At 46.3% G+C, this 19,563-nt stretch carries 14 protein-coding genes; 8 read left to right on the top strand and 6 right to left on the bottom strand.

All coding sequences use genetic code 11. The features are described from left to right. The first annotated feature begins 60 nt into the window (after positions 1–60). Entirely contained in the window at positions 61–2,517 is a 2,457-nt protein-coding gene (locus L3C95_RS16490; RefSeq protein WP_236389172.1) for an SEL1-like repeat protein, read from the top strand. On the opposite strand, the gene L3C95_RS16485 is transcribed toward L3C95_RS16490, so the two are convergent. Next, positions 2,518–4,860, bottom strand: a complete 2,343-nt coding sequence (locus tag L3C95_RS16485) for a TonB-dependent receptor (RefSeq protein WP_236389170.1) — start codon at positions 4,858–4,860, stop codon at positions 2,518–2,520. Positions 4,861–5,280: 420 nt separating this feature from the next. Between L3C95_RS16485 and L3C95_RS16480 the strand changes: the two genes are divergently transcribed. The 5 genes from L3C95_RS16480 (at position 5,281) to L3C95_RS16460 (ending at position 11,600) form a co-directional block, all read left to right on the top strand. After that, complete coding sequence (locus tag L3C95_RS16480) at positions 5,281–5,772, top strand: lysozyme (protein ID WP_236389169.1); 492 nt, start codon at positions 5,281–5,283, stop codon at positions 5,770–5,772. A gap of 175 nt (positions 5,773–5,947) precedes the next feature. Beyond that, positions 5,948–8,326, top strand: a complete 2,379-nt coding sequence (locus tag L3C95_RS16475; protein WP_236389167.1) for an ABC transporter permease — start codon at positions 5,948–5,950, stop codon at positions 8,324–8,326. 636 nt (positions 8,327–8,962) lie between these two features. Further along, positions 8,963–9,838, top strand: coding sequence for a helix-turn-helix domain-containing protein (locus L3C95_RS16470; RefSeq protein WP_236389165.1), 876 nt, complete (start codon positions 8,963–8,965; stop codon positions 9,836–9,838). 276 nt (positions 9,839–10,114) lie between these two features. After that, the gene (locus L3C95_RS16465) at positions 10,115–10,600 is read left to right on the top strand and encodes a hypothetical protein (RefSeq protein WP_236389164.1); all 486 of its coding nucleotides are present in this window, start codon (positions 10,115–10,117) and stop codon (positions 10,598–10,600) included. Positions 10,601–10,658: 58 nt separating this feature from the next. Further along, on the top strand, positions 10,659–11,600 hold the full coding sequence (locus L3C95_RS16460; RefSeq protein WP_236389162.1) for a hypothetical protein: 942 nt from the start codon (positions 10,659–10,661) through the stop codon (positions 11,598–11,600). Here the strand turns inward: L3C95_RS16460 and L3C95_RS16455 are convergent. The 4 genes from L3C95_RS16455 to L3C95_RS16440 form a co-directional block, all read right to left on the bottom strand. After that, positions 11,597–12,436 (bottom strand): SGNH/GDSL hydrolase family protein, encoded by an 840-nt coding sequence (locus L3C95_RS16455; protein WP_236389161.1) that lies wholly within the window; start codon positions 12,434–12,436, stop codon positions 11,597–11,599. The genes L3C95_RS16460 and L3C95_RS16455 overlap by 4 nt on opposite strands. Positions 12,437–12,527: 91 nt before the next feature. Beyond that, positions 12,528–13,064, bottom strand: coding sequence for an adenylyl-sulfate kinase (locus L3C95_RS16450; RefSeq protein ID WP_236389160.1), 537 nt, complete (start codon positions 13,062–13,064; stop codon positions 12,528–12,530). A 160-nt stretch (positions 13,065–13,224) separates the two neighbouring features. Beyond that, positions 13,225–14,187 (bottom strand): hypothetical protein, encoded by a 963-nt coding sequence (locus L3C95_RS16445; protein WP_236389159.1) that lies wholly within the window; start codon positions 14,185–14,187, stop codon positions 13,225–13,227. Beyond that, a complete protein-coding gene (locus L3C95_RS16440; protein WP_236389157.1) occupies positions 14,187–14,861 on the bottom strand; it encodes an aspartyl/asparaginyl beta-hydroxylase domain-containing protein in 675 nt (224 codons plus the stop codon). Before L3C95_RS16440 ends, L3C95_RS16445 begins: the two co-directional genes overlap by 1 nt. 144 nt (positions 14,862–15,005) lie before the next feature. Here L3C95_RS16440 and L3C95_RS16435 point away from each other — a divergent pair, with 144 nt between their 5' ends. Both L3C95_RS16435 and L3C95_RS16430 read left to right on the top strand, forming a co-directional pair. Next, the gene (locus L3C95_RS16435) at positions 15,006–15,932 is read left to right on the top strand and encodes a helix-turn-helix domain-containing protein (protein WP_236389156.1); all 927 of its coding nucleotides are present in this window, start codon (positions 15,006–15,008) and stop codon (positions 15,930–15,932) included. A gap of 91 nt (positions 15,933–16,023) precedes the next feature. Further along, positions 16,024–17,235 carry an MFS transporter gene (locus tag L3C95_RS16430; protein ID WP_236389154.1) on the top strand — a complete coding sequence of 404 codons (1,212 nt, stop codon included), beginning with the start codon at positions 16,024–16,026 and terminating at the stop codon, positions 17,233–17,235. Positions 17,236–17,400: 165 nt separating this feature from the next. On the opposite strand, the gene L3C95_RS16425 is transcribed toward L3C95_RS16430, so the two are convergent. Next, positions 17,401–18,966 (bottom strand): glycoside hydrolase family 28 protein, encoded by a 1,566-nt coding sequence (locus L3C95_RS16425; protein ID WP_236389153.1) that lies wholly within the window; start codon positions 18,964–18,966, stop codon positions 17,401–17,403. Positions 18,967–19,563: the final 597 nt, after the last annotated feature.

Here is a 19,563-nt window from a genome sequence, read left to right as displayed (position 1 = left end):
ACTTTTTTTATAGCCAACAAAATTATCAAGAGCGTTTATCAAACAGAAAGGAACTAAACTATGGCGCACCGTATCTATCTGTACAATTTCAACAATACAGCACCCCGTACCCCAACAACACCCAACAAAGGAGGGATCCTGTCAAAAATTTTGCCCGCTATCGGTAACAATAACAATGAAACACTGCTGATGATGGAATGGGGGTATGAGTTCCCTTTCTTCCTGCATCCATTGTTTGTGGAGAGTCCTTTCCTGGCGCCACCGCTTTATAACGGAGATAGTGGGGGAATATATGCAGATGCCGCACCAGGCATAGCGGCGCTGAAAGCTTTCTATTCATTCATTGACCAGCATGCGGACCAGCTCACCGACAATCCGGAGGAGTTTCGGGCGCAAAAGGAAAAGATCTTCAATTTCCTGGATAAGAAAGCCCGCTTTAACAGTTTCCACCTCGACGCCTGGGATGTATTCAATATGAGTGATGCCACACATCAGGAACAGGCGAAAGAGCTGCTGGAGCTTATCCAGGATACCAATGCCTGTATACAGGGGGCGATCAATGCTAATGATCCGGGACTACTGGATCAATGCCCCGATGTACAGAGTAACCCTTATCAGCTAAAAACTTTCCGTCAGTTCTTCAGTAACAGTGCTTACGGGTATGGCTGGAACGTGATCCAGTCAGGGTATTTTGAGGATGAAGAGGAAGAGGAGGTATCCTTTATCGAGAATGGTCTGATGGGACTGAAGGATAGTAATGGCAATATCCTTATCCCTGCTGAGTATGACGAAGTGTTTATTTTCCCCGAAGAAGAATCTTTTGCAGTAGTAAAACGTGGTGGAAAATACGGATATGTAAATCGTAGTGGGCAGCCTGTTACTGCACTTAAATACGATGATGCGTTCGATACATTCAAAGGTTATGCAATAGTGGAAACTGGCAAAAAGCAATTCCTGATACAACCAGGTATGCCGGAACCTGCAACAGGTTATGATGACCTGCAGCTGATCTCCGAAGTACCGCAGCTGTATGCTGTCGGGAATGATGGCAACTACGGTGTGATCGACACCTCGTTGGCGTTAAGGCTGCCATTCACATTCAGGGCGGATATGGACATGATACATGCCGGAGAGATGTCGCTGTTGTCTGCATATCATACCTCTGGTACGCGGCATTTTTATACGCCGGCATTTACAAGGATCGGCGACGACAGTATTGATAATGTAACATGGGCAGGTACTTTCAATGATGCCCCACTGTTGTGTATCTCACAATTTTATGATGATAAAAAACTGAGACGGAGTGGCCTGGTGACTGCTGATGGCCGGGAGCTGCTGCCTGTCATTTACCAGGATATCTCACATGCACATGATGATGTAGTGATCGTTAAGAGTAATAGCAAATATGGCTTGTACTCAGCCTCTAAAGGCTGGCTGCTTGAGGCGGAGTATAATCGCATCACCCTGCTCACCGAAAAGGCGTTTATATTAACTAAAGCTAAAAAAGAAGGACTTTACCTGGCGGATAAACCGGTGATATCTGCTACCTTTCACAAGATTATCGGAAATGTACGCTGGAATGATGACAATGGCTGGGAGACGCTGGCTCTGAATACAGACGCCGCTTTCCGTATAGATCATCTGGGTAATATATTGCAATTGTCATCCGCTGAGGTGGCAGACAGGCTAGCAGAAAACATGCGTTATCTGTACAGCGAAAAGGAACTGAATTTGCTCTTAACCCTGGCCGGTGACGATATTCCGTCAGATATGCTCTACCAGAAAGGATTTGACGCCTTCGAAAAACAGCAGTATGAGGACGCTATCCGTTATTATAAACTGGCGGCTGAAAAGGGGCATGGCGGGGCTATGAACGATCTCGGTTATCTCTACGAATCTGCTGATGGTTATATAAACGAAACAGCTGCATTTGAGTGGTACCGTCGTGGTACAGAAGCAGGCTCGCCTCATGCTGCCAACGGACTTGCCAATTGTTATATCAATGGAATGGGTACTGCACCAGATGTCAATAAAGCGTTGGAACTATACACACAGTCTGCTGCGAAGCATGTTCCACATGCCCACTACAACCTGGGAATGCTCTACTTCAATGGCGAACACGTGGAGCAGGATGATAAACAAGCCCTGATGCATTTGGCATGTGCGAGCAGGATGGGGTATGAATGCCATAATGATGTGGGTATCTTATCCGAGCGTACCGGCGACTATAAAAATGCACTGGAGGCTTACAAGGCCGGGGTCAAATATAATGATACTGACTGTGCGTTCAACCTTGCCAGAATGTACGAAGGGGGGTGGGTCTACAAACCTGATCCGCGGAAAGCTATTCATTGGTACTTAAAGGCGGTTGAATTAGGGGCTGCAGATGCTCACCTGGAAATACGCCGTCTCTATCTGTATAATGACGAGGTGAAAGATGAAGCAAAGGCAATGGAGCATGAACAAATGGCCAGGGATGCAGGACTGGAACGCGGCTTTCTCCGATTAAGAGATTGATTAATAATTCACAGCTATTCCAATATTAAACGCTGCTCCTTTCCCTTTGGAGTAGAATCCAGGTATCATGAACCACTGTGATCTTGCAGGGAAATAGTCGGCGTTAAAGAGGTTTTCAATACCCAGGGTAAGCGTTGTGCTGCGGGTAGCGCGGTAACAGGCATTCAGGTTGAACAGGTTGTATGCCTTTACGATGCCTTCGTTGCCTTTGTATAGACCGGTGGACAGCTTTTCAAAACGGTCCCGTTTCATGATACCGGAATAATGCAGCTGTACTTCCAACGTGCTCAGTGGTCTGTATTGGATACTACCACCGATCTTAGGCGCTGAAATTCGGCGGTTATTCAGATAGACATTATAATTACCTGTACGGCCGGTATCAGCTTTGCCTTCTACATAACTGAAGGAAGCGCTCAGGTCTAGATTCGGTAGCGGATGATACTGTGCAGAAGCTTCGAAGCCATAAACACGCTCCGGTGTCCTGCTTACATTGAATAAGTCGGTAGAGGCGTCATACACCATTTCCGAACCGAGCTTTGAAGTGCTTATAAAGCCAGTGAGCTCGAAACGGAACTTTTGCATTTTGCTTACAAAGCCCAGCTCATAGTTATTTACAAGTACTGCTTCGGTGTTGATCTTTTTGATATCATCAACCTTCGCATCGCGAAGCGCCAGACCTACATCAGATACCGAGAAACCCTGTGAGAAGCTGGCATATGGGGAGAACAAAGGGAAACGGTTATAACGGATACCGGCATTGAACAGCGTAGCGGTGTATTTAAGGTCGCCGCCTTTTACGTCAAAGCTCGGCGTAACAGTTGCTCCGCTGGCGTTGGTGATTCGCAGGGTCGTATAATCATCCACACCGACGTTGACCTTCTCTATACGGATACCACCTTTTACAATCAGATCGTCCATCAATGTCCATTGTGTTTCCGCGAATGGCGCTACGTTGAACATATCCATTTCCGGCACCCATACGCGGCCGTCCACCAGTGGTTGAGAGGTAATGTCGTTCACAAGGTCTGTACCGTAAGACAAGGTTCCTGTGCGGCCCAGCGGTGAGGTGAACATGAAACGGAAGCCTTTTTTCTTCGATAGTGTATGTGATTGTCCGTCGCCACCCTCGAAGCGCCCGAAAGACACATAGAACACATCATCACGGGATTCGTAATAAGCATCGGTCTGGAGGCTGGTACCACCAATAAGACTATCAGCGCGCCAGGAGAGCTGCAGGTTATGGTTACCATTGATGCCGGTAGGTTTTCCTGCCTGTTTTCCTAATACGCCTGTAGCTGCCTGTCCCTTCAGGTAGTCGCCATTTACCAGCGTGTAGTTGGAATTCTGCTGACTGTTATAGTAGTTGTACATCAGCTGGATGCGCTGTTTGCGGTTGGGTGTGAATCCAAGCTTTACGAATGCGTTATAGCTATCAGTTTCTCCCAGGCTGTAATTGGGGCCGACTAGTTTGCCTTTGGCATCCTTCCATTCGCCGGTACGCTCGTACACGCCATTTACGGCATAATCAAATTTACCCAGCTTCCCGTGTAGTAGTTGCCCCAGGCGGCCACCTACACTGCCTTTCAGGCCTGCAAGTGAACCGGTAAGGTTCATCGTGGTGCGACCGGCAATAGCTGTTTCATCTTTTGGTGTAAGCGTGATATAGTTGATCAGACCTCCGGTAGCACCGTTGCCGTAGATAGCGGTCGCTCCCTTGATGACGTCTATACGTTCCAGTACGCCGGGGTCAATAGAACGGAGATCCACTTCGCCGTTGCGCAGCGGTGTGGACTGTGGGATACCGTCTACCATAATAAGTACGGATCTTCCGCGAAAAGACTGGCCCACGTTACTGTTGGTCTGGCTGGAAGGAGCGAGGCCAGGTACTTCATTGGCAAGTATCTGTGTGATATCAGTTGTAACAGCCAGGTTGTCTTCCAGTGTTTTTCGATTCAATACCATTACCGATGATGGTATATTGTCCAGTGTTTCCGGTCTGCGGCTGGCAGATACCACTACTTCACCCAGTTCGCGGGATAAGGGCGTCAGTTGCCAGTCAACCGTCTGTTCTCCGCCTGCTTGTATGGTCCTGGATTGAGATGTATAACCTGGCGTCGTAACAGTCAGCACCAACGTTCCCTGTTGATTTGTTTCAATGTTGTATGTCCCCTCTTTATCTGTGTAAGCTGCAGCAGGCGTGCCTTTGATCTGAACGGTGGCATACCTGAGTGGGCCTTGGCCGGACCGTACGGAGCCTTTGATAATCGTTTGTTGTGCTGCTACAGTTATTGAAAAGAGGCAAAGAAGGAGTCCCCAAATTGTAATCCTGGCTGAAAATGTCATATTGTTCACTAAAATTTCCGCAAAATTATTGCAGTAAATATATAGCCCTGCTCGGATCCGGAATTTATTTTGTCTAAACGGGAAAATCCCGAGGGACGGGGCTCAACCTGAAAGGTCGTTATGGTTGGTTAATGATGCGTTGCTATAACCACCGGCATCCCATGTTGGGTTAGGGTTATAAACGCCATGTCCCGGGGGTATAAACACCATGTTCAGGGGGTATAAACATCATGTCCAGGGGGTATAAACATCATGTCCCGGGGTTGAAACCCCGGGCTACAAACACTGGACTCCTGACGGAGTCCTATCATGTTTTGTTAATGACGCGAGCTTCTTCGGCTTTTCCATGGACGGACTCGTGATATGATATATTTATTATATCTTTAATGCTTAAGAATCTAAACTTTCAATCTATACACTATGGAATTAGGCTCACAAGGGGAGAAGCTGATTAAGCATTTCGAGAAATGCCGTCTCACAGCATACCAGGACAGTAAAGGCGTTTGGACAATTGGCTGGGGTAACACCGTTTACGAAGATGAGAAGCCGGTTAAAAAAGGCGACGTCATCACACAACAGCGTGCCGATGCCCTGTTTGCCAACATTAAGAAAGGATTTGTGACGAAAGTAAATAAGCTGACAGCCGGTATACCGCTGAAACAACAGCAGTTTGATGCCCTCGTATCTTTTGCGTACAACGTTGGCGCAGACATGAATAACAACGGTATCGCCGAAGGACTGGGAGACAGCACCCTGCTGAAGGTGGTAAAGGCAAACCCTAAAGACCCCGCTGTTGTCATAGAATTCCTGAAATGGAACGTATCCGGAGGAAAGGTGCTGGACGGACTAACCCGCCGCCGTAAGGCAGAAGCTTACCTGTACATGTCAGGAGAGCTGGAATATTTTGAATAGCAGCTACCTGTTCCCGCCATTGCGTTAATGTAGTGCCCCTGTCCGGATATGAACATTGCTTATGTTAAAAACGAACAAAATAGGTAACCCCTGACTGTATAAGTTGTTGAAAATAAGTATGTTTATATTGTGGTATAGTATTCATTGATAATGATCTGGATCAAGATCTTTCCTGATGCTCAGAAACTATATAAAAATCGCCTGGCGGAACCTGCTCCGCAATAAGATATTTTCCACCATCAATATGTCGGGCCTTGCCCTGGGCATGGCCTGTAGTATGCTGATCATTCTGTGGTTGCAGGATGAGCGTGGCGTGGACGGCTTTCATGCAAATGGTAACTATCTGTACCAGGTGTATGAAAGCCAGTTTTACGATGGCAAAGTCGGTTCAGGCTATACCACACAGGGCTTGCTGGCAGAAGAACTTAAACGGGTGATCCCCGAAGTGCAATACGCCAGCGGACTGGAATACGTAGCCCCACCCGGTACCGCTAGTACTTTCAAAGCAGGTGAGCAGGCCGGTAAAATGGAAGGCTATTATGCCGGTGCCGATTTCCTTCGCATGTTCAGTTACCCATTGTTACATGGTAATCCCCTGACCGCATTAAACGGCCTTACTGATATTGCCATTTCTCATAAGATGGCTACATTCTTTTTCGGCAGTCCCGAAAAGGCAATAGGCAAAACAATACGCTTCGAAAATAAAGAAGACCTGCAGGTGACAGCGGTCTTTCAGGATGTGCCAGCAAATTCCTCCCGGCATTTTGACTTCCTCCGTAGCTGGAGAGCTTTTGTGGCCGTAAATAACTGGGTAAATAACTGGAGTAATACCAGTCCGGCTACGTTTGTCCAGTTACGTCAGGATGCTGACCCTGATAAAGTAGCTGCGAAAATGAAGGATTTTATCTACAGGTATAAAACAAAAGCAGAAGGAGAGCGCATTGAATTGGGCATACAACCTTATCCTGAAACCTATCTTCATTCAGTATTTAAAAACGGTGTACCTGATGGCGGACGCATTGAATATGTAAAACTGTTCACGCTTGTATCTATTTTTATTCTGCTGATAGCCTGCATCAATTTCATGAACCTGACCACCGCCCAATCGGCTAAACGTGCGAAAGAGGTGGGCCTGAGAAAGGTGATAGGTGCAGGCCGTTCTTCGCTGGTCAGCCAGTTCATGGGAGAAGCGATGCTATTGACCGCATGTGCCTTTGTTGTTGCCGTACTACTGGCATTATTGCTTTTACCGGCGTTTAACACGCTGACAGGAAAGCACTTGTTATTACCTTTTACAAAACCACTGTTCTGGTTATCATTACTCGCATTACTGCTTGTGACAGGTGTTGTTGCCGGTAGTTACCCGGCCTTGTTTCTTTCTTCGCTGAACCCGGTACGTGTACTGAAAGGCGGATTGAAGGCAGGTGGAGGGACTGCCTGGTTGAGAAAAGGATTGGTAGTATTTCAGTTTGCACTTTCTATTATACTCATGGTCAGCATGATTGTGATATACCGGCAGATGAATTATATACAGACGAAGAACTTAGGATATGACAGGGAAAACCTGGTTTACATTCCTATTGAAGGAAATCTGATCGGCCACTATGCGCATTTCAAGGAGGAGGCATCGAGGCTGCCAGGTATCCTTAGCGTATCAAAAATGAGAAATACCCCGACCATCATTGAGCATCATACGGGAGACGTTGCATGGGCAGGTAAAGATCCGAATGATCTAACATCTTTTGCGGATGGGGTGGTAGGGTATGATTTTGTAAAGACAATGAAGCTGCAGCTCCAGGCAGGGCGCGACTTTTCCAGGGAGTTCGGTGCTGATTCAATCGCTTATCTGCTCAATGAAACAGCCGTGAAGAAGATCGGATATAAAGATCCCATTGGTCAGATGATAACCTGGCGCGGTCAGCCAGGCCCTGTTATAGGTGTACTCAAAGATTTTCATTTTACCTCAATACACCAGTCGATTGATCCGCTCATCATCCGCTTGGATGAGAACTGGTCATGGGGCACCATCCTGATCCGGACGAGGGCAGGGCAAACAAAAGAGGCCATTGCCGCGCTTGAAAAGTTGTGCGGATCTTTGAATCCAGGATTTCCTTTTACCTACCAGTTCTCTGATCAGGAATATACGAAGCTGTATAAAAGCGAACAGGTAGTAAGTTCGCTCTCTAACTACTTTGCCTTGCTGGCTATCTTTATTTCCTGCCTGGGACTATTTGGACTGGCCACTTTCACTGCCGCACAACGCACCAAAGAAATCGGTGTACGAAAGGTGCTCGGCGCTTCCATACCTAATATCACTGCGATGTTGTCAGGCGATTTCCTCAAGCTGATCCTGGTGGCAATGGTACTGGGATTCCCCGCTGCCTGGTTGTTGATGAACAACTGGTTGGAGGGATTTGCGTATAAGATTGATATCGAATGGTGGATGTTCGCGCTGACGGGTGTTGTAATAGGGTGTATTGCCTTGCTGACGGTGAGTTACCAGAGTGTGAAGGCTGCGTTAATGAACCCGGTAAAGAGCCTGAAAATTGAATAAAACGTGTGTGGATCGGTGATCCCTTAAGCACCGGTTGTAAAGAATCCGACGTATACTCAACAAAACGCAACAGGACTCCATTAGAATCCTGTTTTGTAGCGCGGATGCAACCCGTGACGCGTGTTTGCAACGCGATTTCAACCCCGGGCGGACAATAAACCGGGCAACAAACCACCAATCGGCTCCGCTAGGTGCCGTGTGTTTGTAGCGCGGGGTTTCAACCCCGGGACCGTGTGTTTGTAACGCGGGAATTTCAACCCCGGGGATGTGTGTTTATTGCGCGGGTGCAACCCCAGGATGATTTCAACCCCGGGCGGACAATAAACCGGGCAACAAACCATCAATCGGCTCCGCTAGGTGCCGTGTGTTTGTAGCGCGGGGTTTTCAACCCCGGGACCGTGTGTTTATTGTGCCGGTGCAACCCCGGGACCGTGTGTTTGTAACGCGGGATTTTCAACCCCGGTACCGTGTGTTTATTGTACCGGTGCAACCCGGGATGATTTCAACCCCGGGGACATGTGTTTGTAATTTGTGGTGCCCCCCCGTGAATGATAATGCCCGACCCCTAACCTCCGAAACCTCATCAACATTCCGAACGGACGGAAATTCATTAATTTAGCCCCAAGATTTACCAGCATGGCTAAAATTCCGGTTTATGATGTAGGTGCAATATCAGGGGTAAAGGAAGATGATATTCAGATCAGCAGATTTGCGCCGTATCTGCGTGTGCATGAGAACCTGCGCAATGCGCATAAACACACCTTTTACCATGTCATGCTTTTCACGGAAGGGGCGGGCACGCACACCATTGACTTCAAATCCTTTCCTGTGAAGCCTTACCAGATCTATTTCATGATACCGGGACAGGTACACAGCTGGCAGTTTGAAGGGCATGTAGATGGTTATATCCTCAATTTCTCCCATACATTTTTACACTCACTGCTGCTGAAACCTGATTACCTGGAACAGTTTCCGTTTTTCAGCGGCAATGTTGACGAAGCGGTGATAAATCTGCCGGAAGAGCTGCATAAGCCAGTAACATCTGCCTTTGAAGGATTGATCAGTGAGAGTGAACAGCGGGAGCGTTTGTCGGTGGATATGATCCAGGTATTGATGTTGCAGCTGTTCATACTGGTAGGCCGCCTTAGTTTTGATAAGGATTCATCCCATGCGAACGCTTATAACTATGCGTTGGTAAAGAATTTCCAGAAACTGATCGAAAGGAATTATCGCACCTTAAAGCTGCCTAAAGATTATGCAGAGCGGCTATTTGTTACGCCCAATCATTTAAATGCCCTTTGTAACAGTGTATTGGGCATGTCGGCGGGAGAGGTGATCCGCAACCGTATCATCCTGGAAGCAAAGAGACTGCTCACCAACCAGGATTCTACCATTTCTGAGATAGCTTACGAACTGAATTTTGCAGATAATTCTTACTTCACGAAGTTTTACAAGAAGTACACCGGTCAGACGCCCGAAGAGTTCAGGAAAGCCCTGCGGCAATTATCTTAAATGGTCAGTAAAAAGGCAGCGGCTACAAGTATAACAGTCAGTATTACTTCAGCCCATATTTTGCGGCTCATGCGCTTTTCTTGCGTGGTGGCAGACAAGGTCGTAGTATTCATAATGATGGAATTGTAATAGAAACAACTTACGATATAAGTTTATGAATATAGGGAAAAAAAGCAGAAATGAGTAGAAAATGAGCGTTTTTTAGAGTAAAAGGTCGGCTTTTTGGACTAAAAAGAGCCTTTTTAGCTATTTTTAAGAAGGACAATACTATACCAAATGAAAAGCATCCTCCTTTCCTGTATTGGTTTTTGCATCATTCTTTTCATCTCATCCTGTGCCTGCGTGCCGCTTAGAAAATACCACGATAAGCGTCTTACCAAATATATCAACAGAAATCTTCCTTCTATACATGCGCTGGGCGACAGTCTGCTGGTATTGGCCCATAACAGTAATTACGACTACCCGCATTCGAAAGACACTTTAAAGGGGCTGCAGTTGAATAAGGACATGAATGCGCTTGGATATGGGGCTTCAGTATATTTTAAACAGAAATATGCGTCTGACGACTGTAAAGAGGTTCCATGCGACAGTGTGATCATCTTTAAGCAAATTTCTATTCTGTTGGGGGTGAGAGAAATCATCTACGATTTCTCCGCGAATCCTAAGTCGTACCCGCAGGACTTGCATTACAGAAACTTTTATAGCTTCAGAAAGGTGGCGCCAAACATCTATATAAGAAGAAGCCCTATCCCGATGATGTAGCCATGCAGATAGGATTATCTGGCAAATCGGCGTAACTTCACTGCCATTTGCTATAACTATGAAACAAGTTTTTTTCTGCCTGCTTTTGAGCCTGGGGATCATTACCAATTGCTCCGCGCAGGACGGAGACCTCGAAAAGAAGAACCTGAGCGATACTATTTTACTGCCTACCCGCACATTGCAGGTGAAGGGAAGTTTCGACGATCTTAAAGTCTTAAAACAGTTATTCCCGGGTAAATACTATGACCTGTCATCCGGCAAATACAAAAACCAGCTGATCAACTGGGAATGTAAGACCTGCAAGCCGAAGTCTTATATAGACGTGAACGAGGGCAGCAGCTATGATTTTCCTTACGCAGAAGGAACAGCGACGCGCTTACTCAAAGCTTACAGTTACAGAGATTCTTCCGGAACGCAATATAAAATGCTCACTTTCAATCATTCTGAATTTGATCCGGATGGCACACAGATATCCCGTTTCACCGGAGGTACGATCGGATTTGCCAAATTTACACTGATGGACAGTGCATGGACATTAAAATATTTTCAGCCTGCGGCTGGTGCATATGGCGCGTTTTCTCAGTGTCCGACGCCAGAGTTGCTGCTGATAGGACATGATCAGTATGCATTTATGATCAAAAGTTCGAACGGCGGGGCCGGAGGACCGTTTTATGGTAACCTGTACCTGATAGCTGGCACTGAAGGAAGTTATAAAGTGGTGTTATCTGCTGATTGGGTGGAACGGACCAATGTTGACGAAAATATGTCCGCCTGGACCTGTACATACAATGCCCCGGTTAGCAACAAACGGTTTTTCCGGGATATCATTGTAACGATCAAAGGCAACTATAACGCGGATGACTTCGAGGACTTGCCGGAGGAAGTAAAGCCCTATGCGAAAAACAATAAAAAAGGCAGGTTCACGCTTGCGAAGCGTTACGTGTATAAGTGGGGGAAAGGGTATCAGTTTCAGGCACCGGCTGGTGTGACAGTTGATTAGTTGTTCATCCAGGACAACCATTTTTCCTTTAGCAGCTCAAAACCCTTAGAGGCAGGATGTATACCATCATAGAGGAGATCCTCCACCGGCGTCGTTTTTGACTCGGCCAGGAAATATTCGTTATAAGGGATAAACGTTGTTTTATAATCTCTGGCCAACGTTCTGACCACCTTCCGGTATTCATGCAGATTGGCCTGCATCGTTTCATAGTTTTCTGCATTGGGAAGAGTGAATGGTTCGCATATAATGATCTCTGCGGCTGGCAATTGCTGTCTTATTTTGGAAATCAGTTGCTTATAGAAACCGTAGTAATGAAGCGGCGCATGATTATTTCTCAGATCATTTACACCAATGAGAATACTGATCACATTGGCATTGATTGTTAAAACATCTGCTTCAAACTTCAATAAAAGCTCCTCAGTTACATACCCGGAATAACCACGATTGTAAATTTCTAAGTTTGCAAATTTACCTGATCCTAATAATTCTGTACTTATTTGACGCACGAATCCTTTTCCCAGCCCCGCTTCTTCATTGGGAGCAGTTATATTCCGGTCGCGGTTAAAATCAGTAATAGAATCCCCTATGAAGAGCAGTTTGTCGGTGGCCGATAAATTGAATTTTCTATCCAATGTGATGTTTAAAATACTTTCACTCGTGTCATAATTGTCCACTTCTTTTTGTTTACGACATGCACTTAGAAGGCCAAAAACAAAAAAAGTCCTTTTAAGGAAAGTTCTGCGGGATAAAGGCATTTGGCAAGGGCGAATCGCGTTTTCAGATTCGAATATAAAAATAAGGTAAAAACCGCCATATTCACATATTACTCCTATCAATCCTACATTAATCTTTGTATATGGCTCCTTATTCGCCCTTTAATAGAAGATTATACACCTTCGATAATTTCACGTGGCCTGTTCGCCAATATTAAATAAAATGTGCCATTTGCGTTTTAAGGAAGGTAATTGTTGTGGTAAGGCAGTCTTCTACACTTAAGCTGCCTGTATCCAGGATGAGATCCGGATGTAGTGGCTCCTCAAAAGTATCATTCAGGCCGGTCAGGTTATGGATCTTCTCAGGGTGCGAGTCGGGCAGCAGGGCTTTCCGGTACAACCCTTTCGGGTCACGCTGTATCAATGCCTGCAGACTGCATTTCAGCCAGATAAGTGCAGCGCTATACCTGACCTTCAGATTATTCCTGCCTTCTTCGTAGGGATTAATAGCCGCAATGAAGACATAGTCATAGTCCGCCGCTATAGCCGCGGCGTAAGCCCCCAGCCGGGAGATGTTTTCCAGTCTGTCGGCCTTACTGAAGCCCAGATCTTTACACAGCGTTTGCCGGTAGATGTCGCCGTCTATCAGTTTAATTTTTATACCATGAAGATTACCCCATTCCAGCAAGGCGCCAGACAGCGTTGTTTTACCTGTACCTGATAAACCCGTGAATTGAATGATTTGTCCCATTGAAACCTGCCAGATAGATGAATTAAAGATACGTACCGTTAAAGCTTTCAGTTAGGTTGAATTGAATGGTACGTGCCGTTAAAACTGTTCACATAGATTGAATTAAATGAAATGTGCTGTTACAAACTGTCAGACAAATTGAAATGAATAATCCGTTCCGTCAGACAGTTGATGTGTGCAAAGACCTTAATTGTACGTATGCGTCGTGTGTATGCTGAAAAAAGAAGCGCTCCCTGTTGTCGAACGATTCCGGTTTAAATACTTCCTGTGCCGCCTTACTATGATACTTCAGGCGATGATGTACCTGTTCCTCATCTTTTATGACCACCCCTGAGAACGTGCTAAAACTTGCCATCATTTCCTGAACACCATCTGCATAATCAAAAAAGCAATTATAGGCATGATTAAGCCCAAGAATGCTTTGCAGTTTCAGATAGAATTGTTGTAGCACCTGGGCGGTATAACGGTTAAAATCGCCCCCAAAATGCGCGGGATCATCAATTCCGAGCAGGGCAGGAGAGACCATACCGGGAACTGCATGAATACCCCTGCGTTTATCGTGCGATGCGATCACCTCATCCGGTTTACGGTAGAGGAAGAAAAAAGGCGTATGTGGATACCATTCTCTCAGCAATTCGTAGAAATGAATATGCCAGCTGTCTAGTTTGATGATATAGTGCTGCTCTTTAAAATTGCGTTGTTGTCCCATCAGCATAACCGCAGTGCTGAACCACGTCTTAAGTGTAGATAAAGAAAGGTCCGGCTGATGTTCCCGCGCTCTTAAAATCTCATCCAGCAGCGGTGCTTCTGCTACTACAATGTTTTCCTCCGGTGCTGAAAATGCCTGTGATAGCAGGGTAGAGCCACAGCGGGATACATGAAAGACGAAAGCTGATGGCTCCAGTGCGGGCAGGTCTTTACTGACATCAACGGCCAAATCCATTGTAGACATACTTTCCAGACGGGAGCGTTCCCGTTGTTTGATCCGGCACACCTGGATGGTCTCATCGAAAAAAGGAAGGATCATCCGCTTGTCTGCCAGGTCCAGCCATTTTACGATCCATCCCTGTGGAGTATAACTCAGTTTGTAAGGTATCCAGTTTGTAATGAAGGATGTCTGCATTAGCTTTCTGCTTTTAGGCTGGCGATAATGTTTCTGGCCACGTCTGTGTCAATTTTTCCCAACTCTTCAATCATCCTGGCTTTCGTTGCTGCATCATATGATGGTGCCTTTTCTGCAAGGTCAAAGCCATGCGCTGCGAATAGTTGATCGGTCCATTCGTTGCGTATACAATCCATGATCAGGTGAATTCTGGCAGTATTACCACGGTTGATGATACTATGCGTCTGACTGAAGTCCATGTACCAGCATTCACCTGCCTGCAGATGCAGTGTTTCATCAGCCACGGTAAAGTATACCTCAGGATTGGTGATGATGGGAATATGAATTCTGAAATTGCCGTGACGGTATCCACAGCCCATATCCTTATGAGGTTTAATCTCGCTACCGGGCGCGAGGGAAAGTAATCGTACGGCCTCCTTTTCACATTGCCATGTGTCCAGTATCTGTTGTACATAGGGCATTATTGCCAGGGCCGGGGTATTTTTATATGCCACGTCTGCCTGGGCATAGATATCGTCGTTCCTGCCAGTGGCAGAACGAAGGGAGATGCTACGCCAGTCGCCGTTAAAATCTTTGGTGTTGAAATGCAGTGGCCAGTCCTGTTGCAATACCTGCTGGAGTTCAGCAACAAGTAAGGCTTCGTCGTAGGTATCGGAGAATCTGATATAATTCATTGAAAATGCGTAAGGTAAGGCTAAGATAGGGTATTAATTGATTTGGAAAAGATGTTTTTATTAATAAATTTCAGAATGTGTAATTGGTGGCCGCCCCGGCGGGCCCCTTCCTGTCATTCCCATATTTTCTATACCTTTGCGTCCATGAGCCAGCAATTGGAGACATTGACCGACTTTTACCGGGAAAGATCACATATCAACTTTCCATTAAGTAATAATGATCTGCAAAGTGGTAAGTCTCATTTTAATGTAAATACCCGGAAATATTGCAATTTCAAATCGCCTTACAACAGGCGTGATTTTTATAAGATCACGTTGATACTGGGAACAGGGGAACTGTGTTATGGAGGAAACTCCATTATTATAGACAGGCCTGCCTTATTGTTGCCCTGTCCTTCCGTTCCGTATTCCTGGACTAGTTTATCTGACGACCAGGATGGTTATTACTGCCTGTTTAACCAGGAATTCTTCAACGAACATTACCAGTTTGATATTTTTAAGCGTTCGTCACTGTTCAAAGCATGGAGTGAGCCTGTTATATTCCTGGACGACAAACAGCTGGGGCTTATAACGCTTTATTTTGAACAGATGATGGAGATGGCGCATAGCGATTATACCTTTAAGTATGAGGCGATACGCAACCTGTTGTGCCTGTTGATGCATTCGCTGCTGGTAGACCAGCCCGATGGTAACTATACCAGCGAATTGCCTGCATCTTCCCGTTTGCTCAGGATGTTCGACGAGCTGTTGCATCAGCAATTCCCCCTGGATTCCCCGGCTCATCCGCTGACAATGAAAACTCCGGCCGATTTTGCCCGGGCGCTGAACGTGCATGTCAATCATTTGAATTCTGTAATCAAGAGTACCACTGGCAGCACAACTACCGCCATTATTAAGAGCCGGGTACTGGAAGAGGCAAAGACCCTGCTGCAGAATACGCAATGGGATATCTCGCAGGTGGGCTACTGTCTGGGATTCGAGGAACCCGCTCATTTCAATCATTTCTTCAAGAAAGCGATGGAAATCACCCCTTTGCAGTTCAGGCAGTCAAAGCTCAAGGCGATTCTTTGATTTAGACAATTATTCCTTTGAATTACATTACCCCTGATCTTCACACCTGATATACCTTTGTTGTGTCATTCACAAAAAAGGTATATAGGTTATGTTAAGAAGCGCATCAGATAGAAGAAAGAAGATAGCGACAATACTAGCTTTCATTTCAATTCCCTTGTCGGGGTTTGTTACAGATATTTATTTACCGTCTTTCCCTACAATGGCCAACGACCTTGGGGCGGCGGAACATGATATACAGCTCACGCTTACATGTTTTTTCCTTAGTTATGGTATTTCCCAACTGTTTGTCGGCAGCCTGCTGGACAGCATTGGGAGGTTTAAACCAGCGATGTACGGATTAGGCGTGCTGATTGTATCCTCATTACTGATCGGTATTACGAAGAATGTTGAGCTGATCTGTTTCCTGAGGATTATACAAGGTGTAGCCGTGTCATTTGTAGTGGTTTCCAAGCGTGCTTTCTTTGTTGATCTTTACTCAGGTGATAAGTTGAAACACTTCCTTAGTTTCTTCACCATTATCTGGTCGCTGGGCCCAATAGTAGCGCCTTTCCTCGGAGGCTATCTGCAAAAATTCTTTAACTGGCAGTCAAACTTTTATTTCCTGGCGATATACGCGTTCCTCATGCTGGTGTTTGAATTGATCTTCAGTGGTGAGACTATTGCAGAACGTAAGAAGGTGGATCTGGCGAGGATAAAAGGGGATTATGCCATGATGCTGGGCAATACAAAATTCCTGCTGGGTATCATTACATTGGGCATGGCTTATTCTGTGGTGATGGTATTCAACATAGCAGGTCCGTTTGTGATCGAGAACAGTTTTCATTTCGATGCTGTTGTGATCGGATATTGTACGCTGATACTGGGATTTTCCTGGATGATAGGCGGGATCATCGGCAAACGTCTGATTGCGCTTGATTTCAACAGGAAAGCGGCTACTGCCGGTATCGTGCAACTGACACTGATCACCGTGCTATTCCTGATAGGTTACGGTTATCAGCAGTTATGGTGCCTGATGTTATTCGCTTTCGTTATTCACATCTGTTCGGGATTTCTGTATAATCTCTTCTTCACTCAGGGCATGTTGTATTTCCCACAGAATGCCGGTATGGCAAGTGGATTGCTGGGAGGACTGGTGTATGTAATGACATCCATCTCCAGCTTTACACTTTCCCGGACAGGCAGCATAGTGACTCAACAGGATATGGTGCTCCGTTACCTGGTGATGTCGGTGATATTGACTGCGGTGATCCTGTATTCCGTTCGTGTGAGAAGGACTGCAGCTAAACTGGTCGTAGCGTAAAAGAACGAGCCTGTATCAGGCGTTGAAATGCCCCGAAAAGGTCTAACTTTTCGGGGCATTTCAACGCCTGATACAGGCTCATTTTATTCAGATATCTGATGAACGCAGGTGCTCATTTAGCAGCATCTCGTGACGCCCGTTTGTTCCTGATGCTTTCCCGTTTCTTTATTTCCTTTTCCAGCTATTGGTTTCCCAGCCTTCCGGTCTTTGCGGAGTGGCATTCTCGAACCGGATATTGTCAGTAAGATCGCCGGACAGATTGGTGACGATCTTATTGGATGGATTGACGAAACGTACCTGCCGGAAGATGATATTCCTGCTGTCGGTGAATGTTAACAGTGAATCCGGACTGTAGATAGTAGCATTCGAGATCTTTATATCAGTCGCATCTGTGCTCTGGATCAATTTGCTGCAATGGGCTTCTACATTTTCAAGATTGAAGCCGGTCATAGGAGATTCCGGTATACCGTCTACTCGCACAAGCGCTCTGGCGCTATCAACAACAATGTCTTTTGCATGTATGTTCCTGTAAACGGGCGTTAGTTTGTTGACAGGCAAGGCCGGCAGCCGGTCGGCCAGTGCACCTACATACATTCTGGCGCCCAGCATATCCCAGCGGAAGGCGTCCAGTCGCAGGCGCATACGTATACGCTCATAGTACAGGTTTTCACCACCACCACCACGGGGACGCCTGGTTTTAAAGCGCAGGCCTGCCTCTGTATCGTCAAACACTACATCGTGTACATACAGGTTCCTGATCATGGCGGCCGTTTCGCTGCCAACCGTAATACCTCCATGTCCCTGGCGCGCCAGACAAAAGCGGATGACTACATTCTCTGTGGGCATGCCGATGCGTAATCCATCTTCCCCGCGGCCGGCTTTCAGCGTAAAGCAGTCGTCGCCACAATTGAGCGTGCAGTATTCTATCAACACATTCCTGCTGGATTCGATATCGATACCATCCCCACTGGGAATACCCACAGAATTGACCGTAATCCCCCTTATAATGACGTTATCGCAATAAATAGGGACAATGTTCCAGAAAGGGGTGTTTTCGAGCTGTATGCCCTCTAAAAACACATTTTTGCAGTTGACAGCAGAAACAAACATGGGGAGGTAGACCGGACCGCCGTTATGGCCATCGTATACTCTCTCTTTAACTGGTTTATTGGCGGCCACCACATTCTCGATCACATCCTGGCGCATCACCTGCTTCCTGACAGGGCAATCGCGGGGCGGGCCTACCAGTTTTCCTTTTCCGGTAACAGCGATATTATGTTGTTCGTTGGCGTAGATACAGGCGCCGAGGGACATAACTTCCACGCCTTCCGTGCGGGTGAACACAACCGGGAGGTAATCGGCCACTTCTCCGCTGAAATTAAGAACAGCGTTTTCCTCCAGATGAAGATTAACGTTTGATTTTAATATGATGCGTCCGGTATGCCAGTTGCCGGCAGGGACGATCACTGTTCCTCCGCCGCGCTTGCTTACCGCGTCTATGGCTGTTTGGATTTCCTGTGTCTGGGTGTTTGCTTTTCCTTTGATGGTAATGGTGTATGAGGGGAATGCGGGCTTTTGAAAGGCCGGCATCGCAAAGGGGGCCTGAACAGGAGCAATGGTTGCCGGCAGTTTTGCAGGCCCGACTTCACCGATCGTTGGAACATGGGTGGATACCTGTGCAGTGGCGGTTAGACCGATACAGGACAGGCAGAGTATCAGGAGTTTTTTCATCAACGGGAAATAATTTGGAAGGTAATATAGGGAATTATTAGTGTTTGTTTGACAATTTAATGAAGGGTGGTTTATCAGGCATTCCGGTGTTGCTGTGTGTAGGGAGTTTGGGCTTGAAATCGCCTCTTGATAACGGCGACACTGTACAACCGATCATGAGGACATATATCCCGGACGAAGACTGCGTTGAGATGGCTTTTACTTACGTTTCAATCTACGTTCAAAGACGTAGGGGGACGTAAGTAAAAGCCATTTCAAAGCCGTTTGTAGTATAGTCGTACCGGGGTGGCTCGCCTTACTTTTATGTACTTGAGATATAGTCAAGGTTCGGTCGAGGTAGGCTCATCCTCCCTTCATCTTCCGTTCCGGAACGGAAGATGAAGGGAGGATGAGCCTACCTCGACCGAACCTCGACTGAACCTTATCCCTGGATTTTGACTTTCTGAACCGCGGTTTCGGTTCGTACAGATTGTATTAATTCAGGATTGGCTTTACATATTTGGTAAGAAGCGTAAGCTAAATTAAATTACTAATTATGAAAAAGAAAGCCATGGGCCGCCCAGCGGTGTATGAAGCGAGTTTTAAGGTAAGTATTGC

It is taken from the genome of Chitinophaga filiformis (assembly GCF_021646545.1).
GTDB classification, from domain to species: Bacteria; Bacteroidota; Bacteroidia; order Chitinophagales; family Chitinophagaceae; genus Chitinophaga; species Chitinophaga filiformis_A.
Note: the sequence above shows the minus strand (reverse complement) of the source record. Positions and strands in the feature narration are given on the sequence as shown.